This window comes from Draconibacterium orientale (genome assembly GCF_900111425.1).
In the GTDB taxonomy this organism is placed as follows: domain Bacteria; phylum Bacteroidota; class Bacteroidia; order Bacteroidales; family Prolixibacteraceae; genus Draconibacterium; species Draconibacterium orientale.
Map to the genome: position 1 here is coordinate 1 of NZ_FOHT01000013.1, position 20,368 is coordinate 20,368.

Below are 20,368 nucleotides of genomic sequence, written 5' to 3' on the forward strand. Positions count from 1 at the left end.
GCTAAGGATTTAACCAGGAGAGGAAAACCTGCTGGCTCTGTATTGCCCGAAGGTATTATTTTGAAGAAATACAAATAGCTAATAATGAGCAAAATACTAAAAATAAAATTTGGATTACAACATAGAAGGGTGAGGGGTAACGGATTATAATTTTCTATTTTGAATAGCAAGTCTTTTACTGTTTTGCTTTATCCTTTTTGTCCCCGACGTAAAGTACGGGATTTGGCTGTGGCCGATTTTCAATTCGCAAGCTCAACTGTCGACATTTTCCCTTAAAAAGGGAAAACAGCTTTGTTGATTAGCCAGCAAAGTATTGATTTTGCTCCAGCAATATACTTAGCTTGTTTTTATCCGGCTCCTCTGATGAACTCTCGAGAAGGGGAGGGCGAAAGCTCTTCAAAACAAAAAAGCCCGGGGCTGTATGCGTAAAATCAATACAGCCCCGGGCTAGAATTTTGGAGTTTCCGGTTTCTTAATCAACCACAAACTTCACCCCAAACGAAAACATTGATGCGGTGAACGCCGAATCGCGATCGTATTTGTGGTATTTCAAATCGATGCTTTTTAAGCCCAGTTTCCAGATATGTCCTTTGGTAAACACATCGGTGTAGCTAATACCAAAACCGTAGTTGTTGGCCGAAAATTCCGACAGGTCGTAGTCCGAGGTGTAAAATTCCTCGGTAGATAAATGCTTGTTGTACGGCGCAAAATAGTCGGCAGCCGTTTGGTAGTAAAACCGGTACGACGGATACACCGTAAACTTATCGGTAATTTTTACCGGAATTTCCAGGCTTGCCGTGTGCGAAGTAATTCCCCAGTCGTCGGTGTAATAGCGGTAAAAGGTGCGCAGCGTTACCCGGTGGTTTACAAAATAGTTGAGGCGGGCCCCCAGTGCAATTTTAAAGCGCGAGTCGGGCAGGCGCTCCACGTCGTCGGCCAAATGGAAGTTTTCGTAAAAATAGTCCTCCTTGTCGGCAAAATATACGCGGTGGTATGGAGTGGAAAGCAATCCATCCTGCAGAATAAAATCGGCAGAAACATAAGCTGTCATTCGGCTCGAAAGGATTTGAGAAAGACCAATACTTGCCGAGTAGGAGTTTCGTCCTTTGCTCTGATGCTCGGTAAACGACGGTTCGTAACCCAGAACTATTAGTTCGAAGGTGCTGCCGTTAAAGTCGTCTTCGTCATCCATCATATAATCATCTTCATCCGGTTCATCATTCCCCGGAGGACGAAGTTCGATAGGGTAGATGAGGCTCCAGGTGTCGAGATAAACATTTGCGTTCAGCGATAATTCGGTGTTTTTCTCGTTGAATAACCAGGTACGGCCTGCGCCAAAACCAAATGAGGTGTAGTCAAATTCAGCCGAAACCGATAAGTTGGCATTCCACAGCCGGTTTCTATCGTCGGAGCTGTGGCTGTAACTTCCCACCACATTTCCCCATACATCCGATTTTGAGGCACCACTGCTGGCCACAAATGGATCGGCCGGCTGTTTGCCATCAAAAGGATTAATGTTACTCGACGAGGCCGAAGTGTAGGCCGAAATATTCGCGTTAATGGTCAGTACATCGTCGTCGTTCAACGGAACAGCTACAACAATTGTTGGCGAAAGATCTTGTAATTCTTCTGTTCCTTGGCCACCGGTAACAGCGGCATTCTCTCCGTCCTGCTCGTAATAGTTTAGCAGGAAATCTATCTCGGTATGTTCCAGTACACGTTTTTTGTATTCGCCCTGATTGTCGTCCTGGGCTTTTACAGCCAGCACTGAAACAAACAATATTAAACTAAATAAATATTTCATGTTTTAAATTCGATTTAATTGCAGCCGCATCCGCCACCGGTTTTACCTCCGTTTGCTCCCGATGCAGCTTCCCGGTACGATTGAAAAGTAGTTTGGAATTTGTCGATCTTGCGGTCGGCCAGTGCCATATCCGGATCGTTTATATTTACCTTCTCGTACTCTTTAAGCACTGTGCACGAACTGAAAAGCATCATGCCCAGTCCGGCGAGTAAAATGATTTTCTTCTTTAGCGTCATTCTGTTTCGATTTTAATATGATCTGATTGATGGATATTTCCTTTATCGTCAACGATTATACATTCTATTTGAGGCAGCTGGTTTATACGGTCGAGCCCTACCTCAATTCCCATTACAAAAATTGATGTTGCCAGTGCATCGGCCAGTTCGGCCATAGGCGCAAATACGGTTGCACTGATGATGCCGTGCGCCGGATAACCGGTTCGCGGATCGATGATGTGTGCGTAACGAATTCCGTTAAACTTCACATATTTTTCGTAGTCGCCGGAAGTAACCACCGCACCATTTTTTATAGGTAGAAGTGCAAAAGCCTTGTTTTTGTTCATCGGGTTGGTAATAGCCACTTTCCAGTAACTACCGTCGGGTTGTTTGCCCCAGGTATTCATATCGCCCGATGCGTTGATGATGCCAGCGCTCACTCCTTGGCTCATCAGCAATGCTTTGGCTTTGTCGGCAGCATAACCTTTACCAATGGCACCAAACCCGATCTTCATTCCTTGTTTTTTCAGGAAAACGGTTGAAGCTGTTTTATCCAAAACAATGTTCTGATAGCCGACCTTTGCCACCGATGCTGCAATGGTTTCTTCCGAAGGCATCCCGGTCATACTTCCATCGAAATGCCAGATGCGATCCATCGAAGCGTAGCTGATGTCGAAAGCACCATCGGTGAGTTCCGAAATACGAATGGCACGTTCGATCAGCGCAAAAAGTTCGGGCGATACTTTTACAGCCTGTATTCCTGCATTTTTATTTATCGCCGACGTTTCGGAGTTGACATCCCACGATGAGATCAGCTTTTCAATGCGCTGAATTTCAGTAATTGCCAGATCAATATAGCCGTTTCCTTCCTGTTCGTTGTTGGCAACAACGGTAATGTCGAAGCGGCTTCCCATAAGTTTTAGCGTTCGTTTATAAGGTTGCTGGCCAAAAACCGGCAGCCCCAATGTCGCTAAAACCAATAGTATTACCATGTGGCGAACCATTAGTTCACAAAGGTTTCAATATGTTTAATGTATTCGTTGGGCGAGAGTTTTTTGTAGCCCGTTTCGCCCAGCACCTTGCCGTTTTTATCCAACACTACCACCAGCGGGAAAAAACCTTTCTGATTGTACTTTTCGGCCAGTTGTTTGTTGGCTTTCACCTGTTCGCTGTCGGGCTGGTTCTTTTTTTGGCGCGGAAAATCGGCTTTATAAAGCACGAAATGTTTTGCCGAATAGATTTTAAATTCATCTGAATTCCAGATCTCGTTCTCCAGTTTCATGCACGGCGCACACCAATCCGATCCTGAAAATACAAGGATTACGGGTTTGTCTTCTGCTTGTGCCGTTTGTAATGATTGCTGAAAATCGCTTTGCCAGTTTTGACCAAACGAGATACCCGAAAAAATAAGGGTAAGTAGAAAAGTCAATGAGGCAATTTTTAAAATTAGTTGTTTGCTCATTGTTCTATATTATAAAGATTATCGAATCATGTGGATAATTCGATATGTATAACTGTTGATTTCCTAAAATGTTTTGTGAGATTGGAAATTTAACAGAATTTAAATGTCGAAGATCAGTGGGATAGAGCTAGTTCGAATCAATAATGCTGTTTCGTCATGCTGAATTTATTTCAGCATCTCAATTTTGAGAAAGATTCCGAAATAAATTCGGCATGACGGCCTGACTATGTTCAATTTACATGACATTAATCTTCCAATGGAATATTATTTTGGCCGTTAACAATAAGGTGAAACCCTAGCTGTTCTGCCTTGCCAACATCATTTTCGGCAATCCGGATTACAATTAAATTACCGGTAGAACATGAGCAAGCCAAACAAACCGGGCCTGAATAGTAATTGATTTTTTGAACCGAATAAACTGCAATGTTATTGTTTTCGAGATAGGCTGTTACAGCATGTCTATAATCGTCGGTGCCCTCGTAAAAGTCGTCCCAGCCATTCATGCATCCGGTTTCAACAATGTCCATTTCAATACCTTTTTCGTCGTTGCAGGCAGCAATAACAAATAGAAGTGCGGAAAGAATCAGGAGAATACGTTTCATAACTGCAGTTTGGGTTAAGATGGTTTTATACGATTAAAGGTTGCGTTGTTGGGGTTCGGTTACTTCGCCGGCTTTATAAAAACGTGTTGTAGGATAAGCAAATTGAATATCCGTTTCTTTATTGAATGCGGTAAGAATGTTTTGCCACAGTATATTTTCCGATCCGCGACGTTGCCGTGGATTGCACAGGTAGCGAATGGTTAAGCGCACGCCAAAGTCCATTACTCTGGTATATACAATTGGTGTGAGGTGCTTGTAATAAATCATATAGTTTTTACTGGCTTCCTGAATTTCTTTTTGTGCCTTAATGTGAATGTCTTTCGAATAATCGTGAATAATCGTGTCCAATATATCTTTGGCTTTTTCCCAGTTGCTTTCAAAAGTAACGTTCACTTTTATTTCGTTCCAGATGTACTCAAAACCGGTGCTGAAATTGGCCTGCGGCTCAAGGAAAACCTTGCCATTGGGCATATGAATAATGCGGCCTGTGCTTTGGTCGGCGTCAACCCAGTTCCCGATTTCGAGAATGGTAAACTGAAAAAGCCTGATATCGATAACATCGCCGGTGTGCGGGCCAACCTGCACGCGGTCGCCTACATGAAAAGGCTTACGAACTACAATAAAAAACCACCCGGCCAGGTTGGTCAGCGGGTCTTTCAAGGCAATGGCGATACCGGCGGTGAATAACCCGAGAAAAGTTCCGAATTCTTCAAAGGCATGGATCCAAACCGCACTAATCAATATTAATCCGGCAAAAGGAATGATAAACGAGAGGGTGCGTTTCCATGAGTAGCGGATTTTTACATTTTCTGTTTGCCGCCAAACAATACGCAGTATAAGCAGTCGAGTAATCGAAAGAAAGATCAGGATGATGATCGAGATAATTATTTTATGCTGGGTGGCAGCACTTAGTCCTGTTTGGTTGGTAATAAATTCGTTTATCTCTCTCATTTCTATCGCTATTAGCGTTTAGCAGAAGTTACGAAATATTTTGTTTTGTGCAGCAACACCTCTAAGAATGCATTATTCAATGGCTTTTTGTTCTTTCGAGTGAACAAACAAAATTGTACCCAAATCGTCGTAGCCGGCAAAAGTGTTTTCTTTTTCATGTTTTACCATTTCTTCGCGCAGCCCCACCAAAATTAAACCGGCATCTTTCGATGTTTTATTAATGATTGCCCGTGTACTTATTTCGTCGGTACGCTGAATGATTTTGATATTCTTTTCGGTAATCGGCATTCTGCCCGATAATACCAGCTTTTTCATTTCATCCTTCGATTGTTTTACTTCGTTTTCGTGGCAAACCACAAAAATTTCGATGCTCGCCTTTTTCAAATCGGGGTGGCCCAGAATTATAAAACTCAGTAGAATCATCAGGTTGGCATTTTCGGTGTCGAACGAATTGATCCATACGTGGATGCCATTCTGTATTTTCATCTTTTTTTGCGACGATGCCAGTACGCAAATATCAAAATCGCCACTGTTTACCAATGCGAAATTCTCGATTATTCTACCCAGATTAACGGGTTTTTCTTTGTTGTATTCAAAAATAACCATGTTATTCTCCATTCCTGCAACACCCGGAATTTGTATGGCTTGTGCAATTGCCGAGGTGTACGATGGCGAAATAATGGTATCGATGTAAACATAGCTTTCTTCATCTGCTTCATCAAGCATCAGGTTTAGCATATCATCCGCCTTTTCAACGGTTTTTGAGGAATAATACCCTTCGATGAGGTACAGGAAAGTTCCGAATCCGTATCTGTACGATATCCAGCTTAACAATTGAAAAGCGCGGTTGTTGTGCGTGGTTTTATCCGAAATACAAATGGCACTGGGGCGCCACTCGTTTTGTTTTACCATTTTTTTGCGTTTCTGTAAGTGTACCTGCAACTTCCGGTTCAGCTGAAAAAGCGAGTTGGCAAACAGCGATGCAAAATCTTTGCGGTTTTTGTGGTAGTGGTTAATGTACAGGTAAATTAGTGTCATGGCACCGGCTGACAGCAAAGCGTATGAGGTGCTGATTTTAAACATCACCCAAATAGATACCAGGAACCCAACCAGCGAAAGGTACCAGCGCGACCGGAAAGTGGGGCGGTACGATGGCGATGCTCCAAAATGATTCAGAAAAGAGATCAGGCACAGCGATCCGTAGGTAACCATAAAAAACATAGAAATGATTGAAGCAACGGCGTTAACATCACCAAGTGCCACAAAAACAAAAGCAATGGCCACGGTTACTATCGAGGCATTTTGAGGCTCGTTGTCGGCCGGGTTTGCTTTGCTCAGCCAGCGGTTAATTCGTTTCGATGGAAAAGCATGATCGAGTGCCAGCGCCTGCAACGTACGCGGAGCTACCATAACCGAACCTAATGCCGAAGAAATGGTGGATGCCGCCAAACCAAGCGGAACGATTACCGCCCCGGCAATGGCAATTTTACCCATTATCAACTGGTGTTCCGTTAAATCTTCGATGGAGGCCGACATAGTGAGTTTATAAACGATAAAAACGTAAAGTATCATGCCGGAAACCGTTGCCAGTACCGTTCCCATGGGAATGGATTTCGATGGGTTTTTTAAATCGCCCGATAAGCCAACTCCGGCCGTCATTCCGGTAAATGCCGGAAAAATAATGGCGAAAACCACAAAGAAATTCTCGAAGTTTCGAAACTGATCTTTTGAAAAAGTCAGATGAGCGGATTGCGAAAATTCTGTCGATCCGAGAAAGAACATAATGATGGAAATAAACAAAATAGCCACCACAAAATAAAGCGCTTTCACGCCTAAATTGGCTCCTTTTTTTATAATCAGAAGAGCCAGGCCGGCCATAACAGGCAAGCTGATAACCTGCCGCGGCAGAAGAATGTCGTATTTATCGGCCAGCAGGTTAAAAAGAAATTCAAATGCCTCGGTAAAAGCAATCACATAAAATGCCACACTAATGGCTTGCGAAAAGAAAAGTGCAATACCGATTGTTGCGCCAATATTCAAGCCAAACGAGCGCGAGATGATAAAGTATTCGCCGCCGCCTTCAACACGTTTGTTGGTGGCAATCTCGGAAATGGCAAGCGCCGTAGGAATGGTTACCAGGTGCCCGACGAAAATGATGAGGATTACACCCCAAAAGCCCAGCGTACCCACGGCATAACCAAAACGAAGAAATAAAATTGCGCCTAAAATGGTTGATATTGCTGTGAGAAATACCGGCGCTGTTCCAAACTTGTTGCTTTGTGTAGTCATAAATATTCGTTACAAATCTGCGTTCAAAAGATAGAATGTTTTTTGTTATTTATGCTAAACGAAATCAATATTCTGCATAAACAGCAAAACCTTTTTCTACCAGTTCATCGTTAAGTGTTTGCGCGTTGTCGGCCAAACGGATAACTCCAATATAACGGCCGAACTTACCCACATCCTTGTCGGTTTCAACAATCACTTCGTTGTCATTGTTCGCTATCCGCTCAATAACAAATGCTTTTGCTTTCATGCCGTTTTTATATTCTTCCGAATCTTTTTTTACACGGTACGTTTCGGGGGTGTTTATACCACGAAGACGAATACGCTGAAAAGTGGTGATTTTAAATCCGAGATCGATAACCAGGTCGATGGTGTCGCCGTCAACCACACGATCAACCGTTGCTTTGTAGGTGTACATAGTTATGTGTTTTGTTCCCCTCAAGATACGGATTTGGAACTTAATATAGTAGTTTATTTCCTGGTTTTTCAGAAAAGATATGCGCCTGCTCTTATTCGCAATCGGGCGTTTAGTTCTGATAGTTGCTTTGGGTGTAAGTTGTAATATTGTGATTCGTCGATCACAGAGTTAGGACTACCATAGCGGAAGTTCCCTGATGATATTTGCAATAATCGGGTTTGAAGCATACAAAACCCCCCGATGATTCATAAAGGTAGAATCGCCACGGTTCAGGTCGAGGGCAGTGCCATCGAAACTGCTTGCCGGAGCGCCAAGCTCGTTAAAAATACATGCTGTTGCGGCAAAGTCCCAAAGGCTTCCTCCGCCGGGTGTTGGTTTCGGAAGTTTAAAATAGCAGCCCGGAGCCTGATCGAGTGACCAGATGGCGTTTAAAACTCCGCCGGCCAGTTTTTGTAGTTGCAATTCGTTGATAGATAGTTCTTGCAACTGGTCTTCAAGACTGGTAATAAATTCATCGTAATGCTCGTATTTCGGGAACGTGCGATCCATGTGCAGGGTGAAAGTACTTTTGCCTTCCAGCTGCAAATCAGGTTGCCAGCTTTTGTGGTTTTTAAAAGCTCCCTGGCCTTTTACTGCGTAATAAAGGTTCTGTGTAACCGGATCGAAAACAACGCCGATAAGCGGTTCTCCCGTTTTTGAAACCAGTGCAATGGAAACAGCATAACCGGGTGTTTTTTCGGTAAATGCCAGTGTTCCGTCCATTGGGTCGATACACCAGAAATAGTCTTTTTCGAAACGGCTTTTATCGTCAACACTTTCTTCGGTGAGCAAAGCCAGATCGTATGTTGTAAGTGAGGGAGAAAGTACTTCCAGTATTGTGTTTTGTGCTTTAACATCCACTTCGGTAACCACCTGAGCGGCCAGGCTGTCGGCAGCTTCTTTATTCTTTACTTCCACATCTTTTGTGAAATATTCGCTGATTAAAGCACCTGCTTTTTTAGCCGCTTCAATAGCCAGTTGTGAGAGTGCAAGCAAGGCGTTTGTTGTTAAATGCATAGGCCGAATTGATTGGTGAATAAAAAAATAGTGTGCTAAAGTTACACAAAGTTGTGTTTACACCGAAAGCTTTTCAATGACTTCGCGCGAAACTCGTTCGCTGTACGAATTGATTTTCCAGTGCCCCGGATGCCAGCCTTTTAAAAAGCGGTGAAAATCGGCCCAGGCAAGGTGGTATAATTCGCGCCAGTTGGTTTCCAAAGCTTTGCCATCAATAGGGGTATTTTGCTTTTGAAGGGCTCCTTGCAAATGCGAAAAATATAGATCAAGGAGTTTGTTTTCGTATTTTTCGCAGTCGTGTTCGCTCATGCAGCTGCCAATAAAATAAGCCAGGTCTTTCATGCCACAACCACCTCCAACATACTGAAAATCGACAGCTGCCACATTTTTGCCATCGTTTGAAAAACAGAAGTTGGCCAGTTTGGCATCGCCGTGCACCAGCGTTTGAAAAGGACTTTCGCTTAGTTTTTTATCAATAGCGCTCGCGGCATTTTTTAAGGGCAGATCATCCATTACCTCCAGCTCCTCGGGACGGGTTTCAAGGTGCCAGTAAGTTCCGGTTTTCCATAAACCTTCGGGTTTTTCTCCCATGAAAGTTGCATGAAAACTGGCCAGCCAACGGATACAGGCATTTATATTATCCCAGTTAACCGAAGAGTTTAACCGTTTAGGGAAGCCGGTGCTGTCGAGGTCTTCAAGAACCATCAAAACCTCGTTGCCCTTTGCTTCCAGCGCGTAACAGTGTGGAGTTTTACAATCGTTGTTGCCCTTTTCGTTAAACGCTTTGTACCACTCTGTTTCCACTTTGTACGATTTTAGTTTACGCTGATGCGAAAGGTTGGTGTTCCATCCGCGCGGATGCGAACCTCCTTCGGGTAGGTTTACATGTTTTACCACTACACTTTCAAGTTCGGAACCTTCCAGTCCGAAACGTACGATTTCGCCGTAACCGCTCCATAGGCTCTGAATAACTTCAATTTCGTAGAGGCTTTCAGCTCCGGTTGACTCAAGTATTATATTTTGAAAATGTTGATCCATGTTTTATTTACTAAACGATGTTATTTCGACGACTTTGGAGAAGAAATCCCTTACAATGAAAAGATTTCTCACCCTCATTCTTCGGGATTCGAAATGACAGCTATTTTAGGTTACTATTGAACAGTTTGCGGTTGCCGGCCATTTCGCCCAGCGAAGCAGGCCCGTTAATACAGCCACCTTCACAAACCATAAATTCAATAAAGTTTGCCGGTGCTTTTCCACGTGCATAAGCCTTCATCATTCCAACAGCTTTTTTGTCAACACCGTTTATTACCAGTTCTTTAATGTTGGCCTCAGGGCGTTCGGCTTTAACAGCGGCGGCTACACCTCCCGAAAGCGCAAATCCGCGATCGAGAGTTTTAATATTATTACGGTTTTCGTTATCAGGCACTGCTCCCAAATCAATATCCAGACCAACGATAAGTGCATTCAGTTCCTCAAACGACATTACATGATCAACTTTTTCGTTGCGTCGGGCTTCTTTCCGTTTGCCAATACACGGTCCGATAAAAACCACTTTTGTGCCCGGATTCTTTTCGCGTGCAATATCGGCGGCATACATCATTGGCGATGGAGTATCCGATACAAAAGGCTTTAATCCTTTTACGTGTTTTTCAACGGTTTCCACATAACTTGGGCAGCAGCTGGTGGTCATAAACGGTGCACCTTCATCAAGTCGTTCCAAAAATTCTGCCGATTCGTGCTCTACCGTTTTACGTGCTCCATCGGCAACTTCTACCACTTCGTTAAAACCAATTTCTTTTAAAAGGTTTTCAATTTGCCCGGTTGTCAGGTTAAACTGGCCGTGAATGGCCGGCGCAAAAATTGCTGTGGTGTGCTCTTCTTTTCGGATACACATGAGAATATCGATAAGCTGACTCACTTCGAAAATACTGCCAAACGGACAGGCGACCATACATTTTCCGCAATAGATACATTTATCGTCGTCGATATGCTCAACGCCGTATTCGTCTTTCGAAATGGCGCCAACCGGGCAAGCCGCCTCGCAGGGGATAGGCACGTGGATAATGGCGTGGTACTGGCACTGCTTTTGGCAAATACCGCAGTTAATACATTTGCTGTTGTTAATTTGTGCCTGGCCGTTCACCATTGAAATGGCATCTTTCGGGCAGTTCATCATACACGGACGCGCCACGCAGCCACGGCAAAGGTTACTTACCACATACTGTGCTTTTACACAACTTGTGCAGGCTTCGTCAACCACGGTCATTATTTCTTTTTTTACCTGGGTGCGGTTCTGGGCATTTTCGGCGTAAACACTAAGTGGGGTTAGTTCATCTTTTTCGTCGTCAACCGTGTAGCCCAATAAAGGAAACAGTTTGTATTTTATCACCGCCCGTTCTTTATGAATACAACAGCGGTTTTGCGCTTTCTGGCGCTTGGGCACCATTTGGAGCGGGATCCGGTCGATCTCCTCAACCAGTTTACCATCGGCAAAAAGCCTGACAATATGTTTTAGTAAATCCCGTCTAATAATCAGTGTGTTACTTGTGTATCCCATGTTGCCTTTATTTTAATGGACGCCGCAAAAGTACTGCCTTTTTATGTTCCGTAACATCTTTTTAGTGATTAGTTGATTCTTGTTAAGTCAGGGTTAAACGAAGAGCGACCAGCAATTCGGGCAACTACCCGGAAAAGTTTGAAATGTGGTGTTATTATCATAAATTTAGTAGGTGAAAGCAATTCGGAATGGCTTTTTTATAAATTTGAAAATTGTGGTGTGTTTCACACATCTTAGAAATAAAATTAACTGACATAAAATTTAATCTTATGAAATCTTTCAAAACTTACTACCCGTTTTTATTCTTGCTTGTTTTAGTTGTTACAGCATGTAATTCAACGCCAAAAGAATCGAAAACAAACACCAGTGCGGTTGTGGCCGATTCGTTGGCAGCAGCAGAAAATCTTATTCAGCAATACATTGATAAAGGTGAGTTAGCGGGTTTTTCGGCACTGATTATTAAGGATGGAGAAGAGGTTTTTAGGATGAACAAAGGTTATGCCGACCGGGAAAATAACAAGCCAATTGAAACGAATACGATTTACCGGATTTTTTCGATGAGTAAACCCGTTACGGCAGTAGCTTTGATGACTTTATACGATGAAGGAAAGTTTGAGCTGGATGATAAAGTGTCGGATTATATTCCGAAATATGCCAATTGTAAAGTTTACACCCCAAACGAAAATGGGTTTAGTCTGGAGCCTCAGGAAAACGAAATGACGATCCGGCATTTGCTCACCCACACTTCCGGAATATCGTATGGATGGAATCCAACTTATGTTGACTCGCTTTACAGGGTAAATAATGTCAGCGGTTGGGATGGAAACCTGGAAGACAAAATGCTTGCCTTGACCGATATGCCCCTTAATTTTCAACCCGGAACCCAGTGGTTATACGGGCTTTCGATTGATGTGGCCGGCTACCTCGTGGAAGTGATTTCAGGAATGCCTTTTGATGAATACCTGCAGGAGCACGTTTTTGGACCGCTAAAAATGGACGATACCGGATTTTATGTGCCCGAAGAAAAGCACGATCGTTTTTGCAATCTTTATAATCAGGGAGAAGATAAAATGCTGGCACCTGCACAAGGCTTTTTTACCGATGGATTTAAACAACCGGTAACACTTTTTTCGGGTGGTGGCGGACTGGTTTCAACCGTTGATGACTATGCCCGTTTTTGTAAAATGTTGTTGAACAAAGGTGAACTGGATGGCGCAAAAATAGTAGAACCAGAGACGGTTAATCTGATTATGAGCAACCAGTTACCCGAAACAGCGACCTACGAAAATGGCCAAAAGGGATTTGGGCTGGCAGGAGCTGTTGATTTTGAAACCGGAGAATACAGCTGGGCAGGAGCGGCTACCACAAATTTTTGGATCAATCCAACCGACCAGCTCATAATTATTACAGCTACGCAAATTATGCCAAGTAATTACCAATATGCCAACGAATTTAAATCAATAATCGACAATACTTTTACGAAATAGCAACTATAAAAGATGAGAAATTCAATCCTGCTTCTTCTGTTTACGTTTATACTCCTGTCGTGCAATACAACTAACGAGTGGGAAACCTTACTGGATAACGACCTTTCTAAATGGGACCGGTATTTAAGTTATAAGCACCAGTTGGGCTACGACGGGCAACAGCCAAAGGATGCCGATGGTAATTTAATTGAACCGATTGGATTAAACAAAGAGGGCTATAATGTTTTTACGGTAACAGAAGAGGCGGGCGAGGATGTTTTAAAAATAAGCGGCGAGATTTATGGCTGCCTGGTAACCCAAAAAGAATATCGCAATTACCATTTGCGGCTAAAAATGAAATGGGGTAATAAAAAGTTCGATCCGCGTAAAAAACTGCTGAAAGATTCGGGGATTCTGTATCATTCAATCGGGCCATTGGGGGCCGAGTATTGGCGCACGTGGATGCTTTCGCAGGAGTTTCAGGTAATGGAAGGGCACCTGGGCGATTACTGGAGCCAGATGACTTCAGCCATCGACATCCGCGCTTACCTGCCTGAATATATTATGAATCCGGTTGCCGATGCCAGCCAGCCATTTTTGCCGATGGGGCAGAACGAAGAAATTCAGGGATTTTGCCTGCGTAGCGGAAATTATGAAAAAGCGCCGGGCGAGTGGAATTTGCTGGAGCTGATTTGTTACGACGGAAACAGTATTCATATGGTGAATGGCGAGGTGGTAATGGTTTTACGCAACTCGCGTTACATTAAAGACGGCGAAACCTTGCCCCTGGATAAGGGGAAAATACAGCTGCAAAGCGAGGCGGCCGAGGTTTTTTATAAAGAAATTGAGATTCGGGAGCTGGAGGAAATGCCGGAATATTTTGCGCGGTATTTCAATTAATCTTTTAATAGCTCTTTCACTTTAGTAGCGCTAATTTTACGGTGTTCGGTTTCAAATTCCCAGCCTACCGATTCAATTAACCGTTGCACCAGTGCAATGGTGTCGTTCGCCTGGTCTTTTGCAATTTGCACGAGGTGGCTTTCTTCCACTTTTTCACGAATAAATTCTTTCGAGCGTTTATTCATGTTGGTTAAATCCGATTCGTTTAACTTGTTAATGATACCTTTTTGTATGTCGTAATATTCCAGGTCGCTGTCGATGCTAAGGATTTCGGGCTCGGGAAAACGTGATAGCTCAACCCGTTTTTTATGCGGATTTACATCGATATTAATTTTTGTGAGGTCGAAACCGATCATCACTTTGGCTTTAACAATTAGTAAAGCTTTTTTTTCGGTTTGAAAAAGTTTGAAGAACAGCTGTTTTTCGTCGCGGTGTGTGTAAAGCTCAGAGAATTCGCCTTCAACGGTAATTAGTTTGCAAACCTGTTTTATTTGTTCAAGCAAAATAACCGACTGGTCGTGCAGTTGTTTCTCGTTGCGGTTTTTGTAAAAAAAAATCGTTCCGAAAATTCCGGCAGCCAGCCCAATAAGTATTCCCAAAAAAATAAGGGTTTCCATAAAAAGCTTTGTTTTTGAATATCTAAAATAAAACTTTTTATAGAAACCCCGTGTATTGCAGTTGCGAAAAGAGAATTCTATTCTTCGCTTTTCTCCGGTTTTGGCAGAAAGATGTCGGCCAGTTTAAAAATGGTAGAATTGCTTCGTTCCTGGGTAAGGTTGGTTGTAATTGCCACAACCAGCTCTTCTTTCGGGTAAATAAGAACCGATGAACTACCACCGTGCACCGAACCTTCGCGACCATAAATTACATTTCCTTCGCGGTCGTGTAAAATTAGCCAGCCGTTGGCAAATTGCGCAACCTGATTGTTGTTCAGCTCAACCGGATCAAAAAGATGAGCCCGGGTGCTATCGTTCAGGTAATCGGAATTGAAGTAGATATCGGTGAGTTTTACCAAATCTTCGGCACTTGATAAAAGTCCTTCGGATGGCGCCCGCCAGCGTAAATCGGTAGTCATGGCGTTTACCACCTGCGAAATAATATTGTGATCGTGAAAATTACTACGTCCTTTGATTGTTGAAAACGGATTATCGGGGCAGGTATTTTCGAAATGCAGCGTGTCGGTTACATATTCCTGCAGCAGTTCACTGAATCGCTTCCCTGATGCTTTCTCCATGATGGCGCCAAGCAGGTTAAAATTCAGGCGACTTTCCCGGTGGAATTCTCCGGGAGGAGCCATTAATTCATCATCCTGAAAAGTTTCCAAACCTTTCTGCAGCGAAATATTTGTTGCCTGCCAATTCTCTTCGCTGGTATTCAGTTCCCTGAATCCCGAGGTGTGATCTTTCAGGTTTTTGATGGTAACGGGAAGGCGTTTTTCCGGGAAATCAGGGAGATAATGCTGTATGGTTGAATCGGGAATAAGTGTGCCGTCTTCCACCATTTTTAAATAAATAAGTGTGGTGTACAATTCGGATAAGTCACCGATCCGGAATTTGGTATCGCGGGTAACTTTCACTTCCAGGTCGGTAGAGGCAAGGCCAATTCCCTCGGAATAAATAAGTTTCCCGTTTTTGGCAATGGCGATTTGTGCCCCCGGAATAAAGTTTGTACTTAAGTAAAAGGAGAGTTCTTTTCTAACTTCTTTAATCTCGTCGATGTACTTTTTGTCGTACAGAATGTTGTTGTTTGCTTTTCTACAGTTTGTTAGCGTTACCACAACAAAAAACAAAATAAAAATCTGGATTACTCGCTTCATTTTTACTGGGTTTTTAACCTGTTTTAAACTCTAAAAAACAGCTGCAAAAATAAAAAAAATGAAAAAGTGTGTACGTGAAATTTTGTTAAAAAGGTGCGGAATTGTCGGTGTCAGCTAGAGAAAATTCTTTCGCTGCAACAGGTTGTTGAAAGCAATTTTATAGGTGCTGCTAACCGGTATCAATTTGTCTTTTATTTTAATGGTATTGTTTTCAATGTAGTCGATCTTATCGATTGAAATGATGTACGATTTATGCACGCGAATAAATTTCTGATCATCCAGCAATTCCTGCATTTTTTTGAAATTCAGGAGCGTCATAATCCGGCTGTCTTCGGTGTGAATTTGCAGGTAATCGCGCTGCCCTTCAATGTATAAAATCTTATCGAAATACACTTTAACCGTTTTGTTGCCCGATTTTATGAAGGTATATTCGGGGTGATCGTTATTTTCCGGCTGATGTTGCGTTGGCGCCGGAGCAAGGTTGTTCTGGTCTTTTAAAAAGCGGGCATAAACTTTTTCGGTGGCTTTTACAAAACGCTCGAAAGGAATGGGTTTTAAAAGGTAATCTATCACATCTAACTCGTAGGCTTTTAGTGCATATTCGTCAAAAGCCGTGGTTAAAATTACGTATGGCGGATCTTTTAAGGTTTCGAGCAACTGGATGCCGGTAAATTCATCCATTTGAATATCGAGGAAAATGAGATCGACTTTGTTCTCGCGCAAAAATGAAAAGGTTGACAAAGCATTATCGAAGGTGCCCAAAAGATTGAGGTAATCAATTTTTTCGGCAAAACGTTCAATCTTTTTTAAGGCCAGAAGTTCATCGTCAACAGCTATGCAGTTCATCTTCATATCATTCGCATTTATCTATTACACCGGCACTTTTATGTGCACATCAAATTTATCCATATCCTTTTTAATATCAAAAGTAAAATTACTGCCATAAAGGAGTTTCAGGCGCTTTTCAACATTTTTCAATCCCGTTCCGGTGCCACTGTCGGGTAGTTTAAAATTGTTGCGTTTTACCGAGTTCGATGTGCGCAGTTCAATGCAATCGCTATCGATGGAAAAGTTAATTTTTACACCGGGCGATTCCGATTGTTTATTGCAATGTTTTACGGCGTTTTCTATTATCGGGATAAACAAAAGCGGCGGTACAAATTGTGAATTGGGAGCTCCTTTTTGTTCAAATTCCAAAAAATCAGGATCGGCAAAGCTTAGTTTCGCCAACTCCAGGTAGTCTTGAATATAGCTGAGTTCCTTGTCCAGTTTCACCATTTCGTGCGTTGATTCCTGCAACATGTAACGCATAATTTTCGAAAGCAACACAATGGCATTCGATGCCTTTTCTTTATCCTCGTAAATAAGCGCATCAATATTATTCAGCACATTAAAAAGAAAATGCGGATTTACCTGCGAGCGTAAAATTCCCAGTTCCGACTGCACGGTTTTGCGCTCCAGTTCCGATTGTGTTAACTGAAATTTGTACGAATAGCTGAACAACTTAAAGGCAGTTGCTGTACCAATAATCATAAAATTGTTAAGCAAGGCCGAGAACATTTCGGAACTAAAGGGGCGGCGTACCACCCAAAATCCCAGTAATGGCTGGATGTTCAACTTTATAAATTGCGAGATCGCAATATTGAGTGCGATGATTACTGCTGTGCCTAAAATAAAAATCTCAAAACGCCGCTTTTTAAATACAAAGCGCGGAATGAGGTATTCGATTACAATGTAAACGCCAATAATGTCGATGGGGATGTAGATGATATTTATAAAAGCCTCAATTACAAAGCCATACGACAAAAGGTAAGGAACGGTGTAAAAGGTAAAAATAAATATCCAAAACAGGATGTGGTTAAGAACCCGGTACTTAAAGATTTTCATTGTGTTGTTACATGCATTTACAATACAATGGTAAGCCATTTATTTGAATAATCCACTGATATTCTGCCAATAAGCGAATAAATTCGTCTAGTATTGCAGCTTTAAAAGAATCTGGATTATGCCGATTAAAAGGTGCTTTTTGCAGATGATTATGTGTTGTTCGCAGTTGATCTTGATTGAAAAGAGCATCTGCATTAAAAAATAATAAATGAATATGTTTTTTAAATGGCTACGCTGGTTTCCTCATTTTCTGAGCGGGCTACAGTTACCGCTCCGCAACTGTCGCTCCACACATTTACGGCGGTGCGTATCATATCCAGAATCCGGTCAACGGCTAAAATAAGCCCGATTCCTTCGAGCGGCAATCCTACGGCAGTCAGAACAACGGTAATCATAACCAGTCCGGCCATTGGTATTCCGGCAGCACCAATCGATGCAAGCAGCGCTGTAACCACCACAAAAACCTGCTGGGTAAACGACAAATCAACGCCGTAAGCCTGCGCAATAAACATGGCTGCCACACATTCGTAAAGTGCCGTTCCGTCCATATTTATAGTCGCTCCCAGGGGCAGCGTAAAACTGGTAATTTTATTCGATACGCCGCTGTTGTGTTCCAGCGCTTCCATGGTTAATGGCAGTGTGGCACTCGACGATGATGTTGAAAACGCAGTAAGCAGGGGAGTGGCCATATTTTTTAAGTGGGCGTATGGTTTTGCCTTGCCGATAAAGCGTACTATTAGTGGCAGAATTACAAGCGCATGAATAAGCAGACCAACAATAACACACAAACTGTAAATGGCCAGGCTTCCGGCAATATTGGCCAGTTGCTCTGAGTTGCGCGCTACTTCTGCGGCAACAATTCCGAAAATTCCGAGCGGCGTGAATTTGATAATAAACAGGGTTACTTTCATCATCACTTCAAAAACGGCATCGAAAAAGGTTTTTAGCGAGTTTTTATACGGTTCGTCAACTTTTGTAATGAAGTAACCAAAAACAATGGCAAAAAAGATCACCGACAAAATGGTTCCCTGCGCCATTGCATCAACAATATTATCAGGCACAAGACGATACAGAATATCTTTTACCGATCCGGCTTGTTCGGTCAGTCCTTCTACCGATTGGGTAAAACCAAGTTCAACACCAACGCCGGGTTTTACCAGGTTTACGATGATTAAACCTGTTAAAATGGCCAACGTGCTTGTGCCCAGGTAATAAAGCATTGTTTTTAATCCCAGCCTTCCGAGGTTTTTGCCCTCACCCATGCTGGTTACTCCGCTGATAATCGAACTCAGAATAAGCGGAATAATCACCATTTTTAATGCGCGAAGAAAAATATCGCCCATCCACGCGGTGTAATCGGTTGCGTTTGGTGCAAAATAGCCAAACAACACAGCCAGTACAAGCGCGATAAGAATTTGCCAGTGTAATTTAATTTTCAGAATCTTCATGCCCTTTTATTGCCATTTTTTGGATTGAAAAACCAAATCTTCATGCAATGAATCAATTTCGCTTTTCGTGATGGTTCTTTAATTTGATGTCGGTTTAATTAAGGAGTCGCTAATTTATTCTTTTTCGCCAATGTGGCAAACAAAACTAACGACCAGCCTTGCCGGAAATGAAAAATTGCCAGGTTTTAAGCTGTTTTGTGGAAATCGATCAAATTAAAAACTGAAAGAGATCAGCCTTTTCATTCAGGTACTCGTAAATGAAACCATTTTCATCCATACGTTTTACAAGACCATTAAAATCTTCTTTTTTCTGCACTTCAATGCCGATAACAGCCGGGCCTTTTTCGCGGTTGGTTTTTTTCGAGTATTCAAAATGGGTAACATCGTCGGTGGGGCCAAGCACCACATCAACGAATGTGCGCAGTGCACCTGCACGTTGCGGGAAACGTACAATGAAATAGTGTTTCAGCCCTTCGTAAAGCAGCGAACGTTCTTTTATCTCTTCGGTGCGGGTAATGTCGTTGTTACTGCCGCTAACGATACACACTACGTTTTTCCCTTTAATTTCTTCACGGTAAAAATCAAGAGCGGCAATCGACAGTGCTCCGGCCGGCTCAATAACTATGGCATCGCGGTTATACAACTCCAGAATTTTAGTACAGATTTTTCCTTCCGGAACCGATTGGTATTCGTCAACTACTTGTTTACATATTTCGAAAGTAATTTCGCCAACGCGCTGAACTGCTGCACCGTCAACAAACTTATCGATGTTTTCCAGCTTAATAACGCTGTTGGCTTCCAGCGACTTTTGCATCGATGGAGCACCCGCAGGTTCCACTCCAATAATTTTAGTGTTCGGACTGATTTGTTTTATGTAGGCTCCAACACCGGCAGCCAAACCGCCACCTCCTATGGGAACGAACAAATAGTCGATGGTTTCGGTGGAATCCTGCAAAATCTCCATTCCAACCGTTGCCTGGCCTTCAATAATTTGCGGATCGTCGAACGGATGGATGAACGACATGCCTGTTTTCTGGCAATCTTCCAACGCAGCACGGTGGGCATCGTCGTAGGTATCGCCGGTAATAATCACTTCAACATGCGTTTTACCAAACATTTTAACCTGTTTTATTTTTTGCTTGGGCGTTGTGGTGGGCATGTAAATTTTGCCTTCAATTCCTAACAGGCGGCACGAGTAGGCAACGCCCTGCGCATGATTTCCGGCACTGGCACAAACCACTCCTTTTTTGCGCTCAGCATCCGAAAGTTGCGCTATTTTATTGTAAGCACCACGAATTTTGTACGATCGAACGATTTGCAGGTCTTCGCGTTTTAAAAATACGTTGGCATTGAATTCTTCCGATAAATTCAGGTTTTTCTGAAGTGGTGTGTGCAATACTATTTCGCTCAGGTTGTGCTTTGCTGTGGTGATATCTTGCAGTTGGGGAAAATATTTGGTGTCGTTCATTGTGCTCTTTTTTTTGTAAAGATATATGG

General features: G+C 42.7%; 19 protein-coding genes. 2 read left to right on the forward strand and 17 right to left on the reverse strand.

The window, feature by feature from the left end:
• Nucleotides 1-472: 472 nt before the first annotated feature.
• The 11 genes from BMW53_RS08770 to BMW53_RS08820 form a co-directional block, all read right to left on the reverse strand.
• The gene (locus tag BMW53_RS08770; RefSeq protein ID WP_038560062.1) at nucleotides 473-1,804 is read right to left on the reverse strand and encodes a DUF3570 domain-containing protein; all 1,332 of its coding nucleotides are present in this window, start codon (nucleotides 1,802-1,804) and stop codon (nucleotides 473-475) included.
• Between the two features lie 14 nt (nucleotides 1,805-1,818).
• Nucleotides 1,819-2,040: a DUF4266 domain-containing protein gene (locus tag BMW53_RS08775; protein WP_081804856.1), complete on the reverse strand. Its 222-nt coding sequence runs from the start codon at nucleotides 2,038-2,040 to the stop codon at nucleotides 1,819-1,821.
• Nucleotides 2,037-3,011, reverse strand: coding sequence for an FAD:protein FMN transferase (locus tag BMW53_RS08780; RefSeq protein ID WP_217642914.1), 975 nt, complete (start codon nucleotides 3,009-3,011; stop codon nucleotides 2,037-2,039). Before BMW53_RS08780 ends, BMW53_RS08775 begins: the two co-directional genes overlap by 4 nt.
• Before the next feature lie 11 nt (nucleotides 3,012-3,022).
• On the reverse strand, nucleotides 3,023-3,481 hold the full coding sequence (locus BMW53_RS08785; protein ID WP_038560072.1) for a thioredoxin family protein: 459 nt from the start codon (nucleotides 3,479-3,481) through the stop codon (nucleotides 3,023-3,025).
• Between the two features lie 245 nt (nucleotides 3,482-3,726).
• Nucleotides 3,727-4,083: a hypothetical protein gene (locus BMW53_RS08790; protein WP_038560078.1), complete on the reverse strand. Its 357-nt coding sequence runs from the start codon at nucleotides 4,081-4,083 to the stop codon at nucleotides 3,727-3,729.
• A gap of 33 nt (nucleotides 4,084-4,116) precedes the next feature.
• Entirely contained in the window at nucleotides 4,117-5,034 is a 918-nt protein-coding gene (locus BMW53_RS08795; RefSeq protein ID WP_038560082.1) for a mechanosensitive ion channel family protein, read from the reverse strand.
• 72 nt (nucleotides 5,035-5,106) lie between these two features.
• Nucleotides 5,107-7,323, reverse strand: coding sequence for an amino acid permease (locus BMW53_RS08800; protein ID WP_038560086.1), 2,217 nt, complete (start codon nucleotides 7,321-7,323; stop codon nucleotides 5,107-5,109).
• Nucleotides 7,324-7,387: 64 nt separating this feature from the next.
• The gene (locus tag BMW53_RS08805; protein WP_051567905.1) at nucleotides 7,388-7,738 is read right to left on the reverse strand and encodes a thermonuclease family protein; all 351 of its coding nucleotides are present in this window, start codon (nucleotides 7,736-7,738) and stop codon (nucleotides 7,388-7,390) included.
• 174 nt (nucleotides 7,739-7,912) lie between these two features.
• Nucleotides 7,913-8,794, reverse strand: a complete 882-nt coding sequence (locus BMW53_RS08810) for a 3'(2'),5'-bisphosphate nucleotidase CysQ family protein (RefSeq protein WP_038560092.1) — start codon at nucleotides 8,792-8,794, stop codon at nucleotides 7,913-7,915.
• Nucleotides 8,795-8,851: 57 nt separating this feature from the next.
• Nucleotides 8,852-9,832, reverse strand: a complete 981-nt coding sequence (locus BMW53_RS08815) for an oxidoreductase family protein (RefSeq protein ID WP_038560096.1) — start codon at nucleotides 9,830-9,832, stop codon at nucleotides 8,852-8,854.
• A 100-nt stretch (nucleotides 9,833-9,932) separates the two neighbouring features.
• Nucleotides 9,933-11,354 carry a monomeric [FeFe] hydrogenase gene (locus BMW53_RS08820; RefSeq protein ID WP_038560101.1) on the reverse strand — a complete coding sequence of 474 codons (1,422 nt, stop codon included), beginning with the start codon at nucleotides 11,352-11,354 and terminating at the stop codon, nucleotides 9,933-9,935.
• A 269-nt stretch (nucleotides 11,355-11,623) separates the two neighbouring features.
• On the opposite strand from BMW53_RS08820, the gene BMW53_RS08825 reads away from it, so the two are divergent.
• A complete protein-coding gene (locus tag BMW53_RS08825; RefSeq protein WP_051567906.1) occupies nucleotides 11,624-12,841 on the forward strand; it encodes a serine hydrolase domain-containing protein in 1,218 nt (405 codons plus the stop codon).
• Between the two features lie 12 nt (nucleotides 12,842-12,853).
• Nucleotides 12,854-13,720, forward strand: a complete 867-nt coding sequence (locus tag BMW53_RS08830; protein WP_038560104.1) for a 3-keto-disaccharide hydrolase — start codon at nucleotides 12,854-12,856, stop codon at nucleotides 13,718-13,720.
• Here the strand turns inward: BMW53_RS08830 and BMW53_RS08835 are convergent.
• The 6 genes from BMW53_RS08835 to ilvA all read right to left on the reverse strand — a co-directional run bounded on the left by BMW53_RS08835 (nucleotide 13,717) and on the right by ilvA (nucleotide 20,339).
• On the reverse strand, nucleotides 13,717-14,337 hold the full coding sequence (locus tag BMW53_RS08835) for a DUF4230 domain-containing protein (protein WP_038560107.1): 621 nt from the start codon (nucleotides 14,335-14,337) through the stop codon (nucleotides 13,717-13,719). The genes BMW53_RS08830 and BMW53_RS08835 overlap by 4 nt on opposite strands.
• 77 nt (nucleotides 14,338-14,414) lie before the next feature.
• On the reverse strand, nucleotides 14,415-15,536 hold the full coding sequence (locus BMW53_RS08840) for a serine hydrolase domain-containing protein (RefSeq protein WP_038560110.1): 1,122 nt from the start codon (nucleotides 15,534-15,536) through the stop codon (nucleotides 14,415-14,417).
• Between the two features lie 114 nt (nucleotides 15,537-15,650).
• A complete protein-coding gene (locus BMW53_RS08845) occupies nucleotides 15,651-16,388 on the reverse strand; it encodes a LytR/AlgR family response regulator transcription factor (protein WP_038560115.1) in 738 nt (245 codons plus the stop codon).
• Nucleotides 16,389-16,406: 18 nt separating this feature from the next.
• Complete coding sequence (locus BMW53_RS08850; protein WP_038560120.1) at nucleotides 16,407-17,423, reverse strand: sensor histidine kinase; 1,017 nt, start codon at nucleotides 17,421-17,423, stop codon at nucleotides 16,407-16,409.
• Between the two features lie 221 nt (nucleotides 17,424-17,644).
• Nucleotides 17,645-18,871 carry a dicarboxylate/amino acid:cation symporter gene (locus tag BMW53_RS08855; protein ID WP_174416373.1) on the reverse strand — a complete coding sequence of 409 codons (1,227 nt, stop codon included), beginning with the start codon at nucleotides 18,869-18,871 and terminating at the stop codon, nucleotides 17,645-17,647.
• A 208-nt stretch (nucleotides 18,872-19,079) separates the two neighbouring features.
• Entirely contained in the window at nucleotides 19,080-20,339 is a 1,260-nt protein-coding gene (gene ilvA, locus BMW53_RS08860) for a threonine ammonia-lyase (protein ID WP_038560125.1), read from the reverse strand.
• Nucleotides 20,340-20,368: the final 29 nt, after the last annotated feature.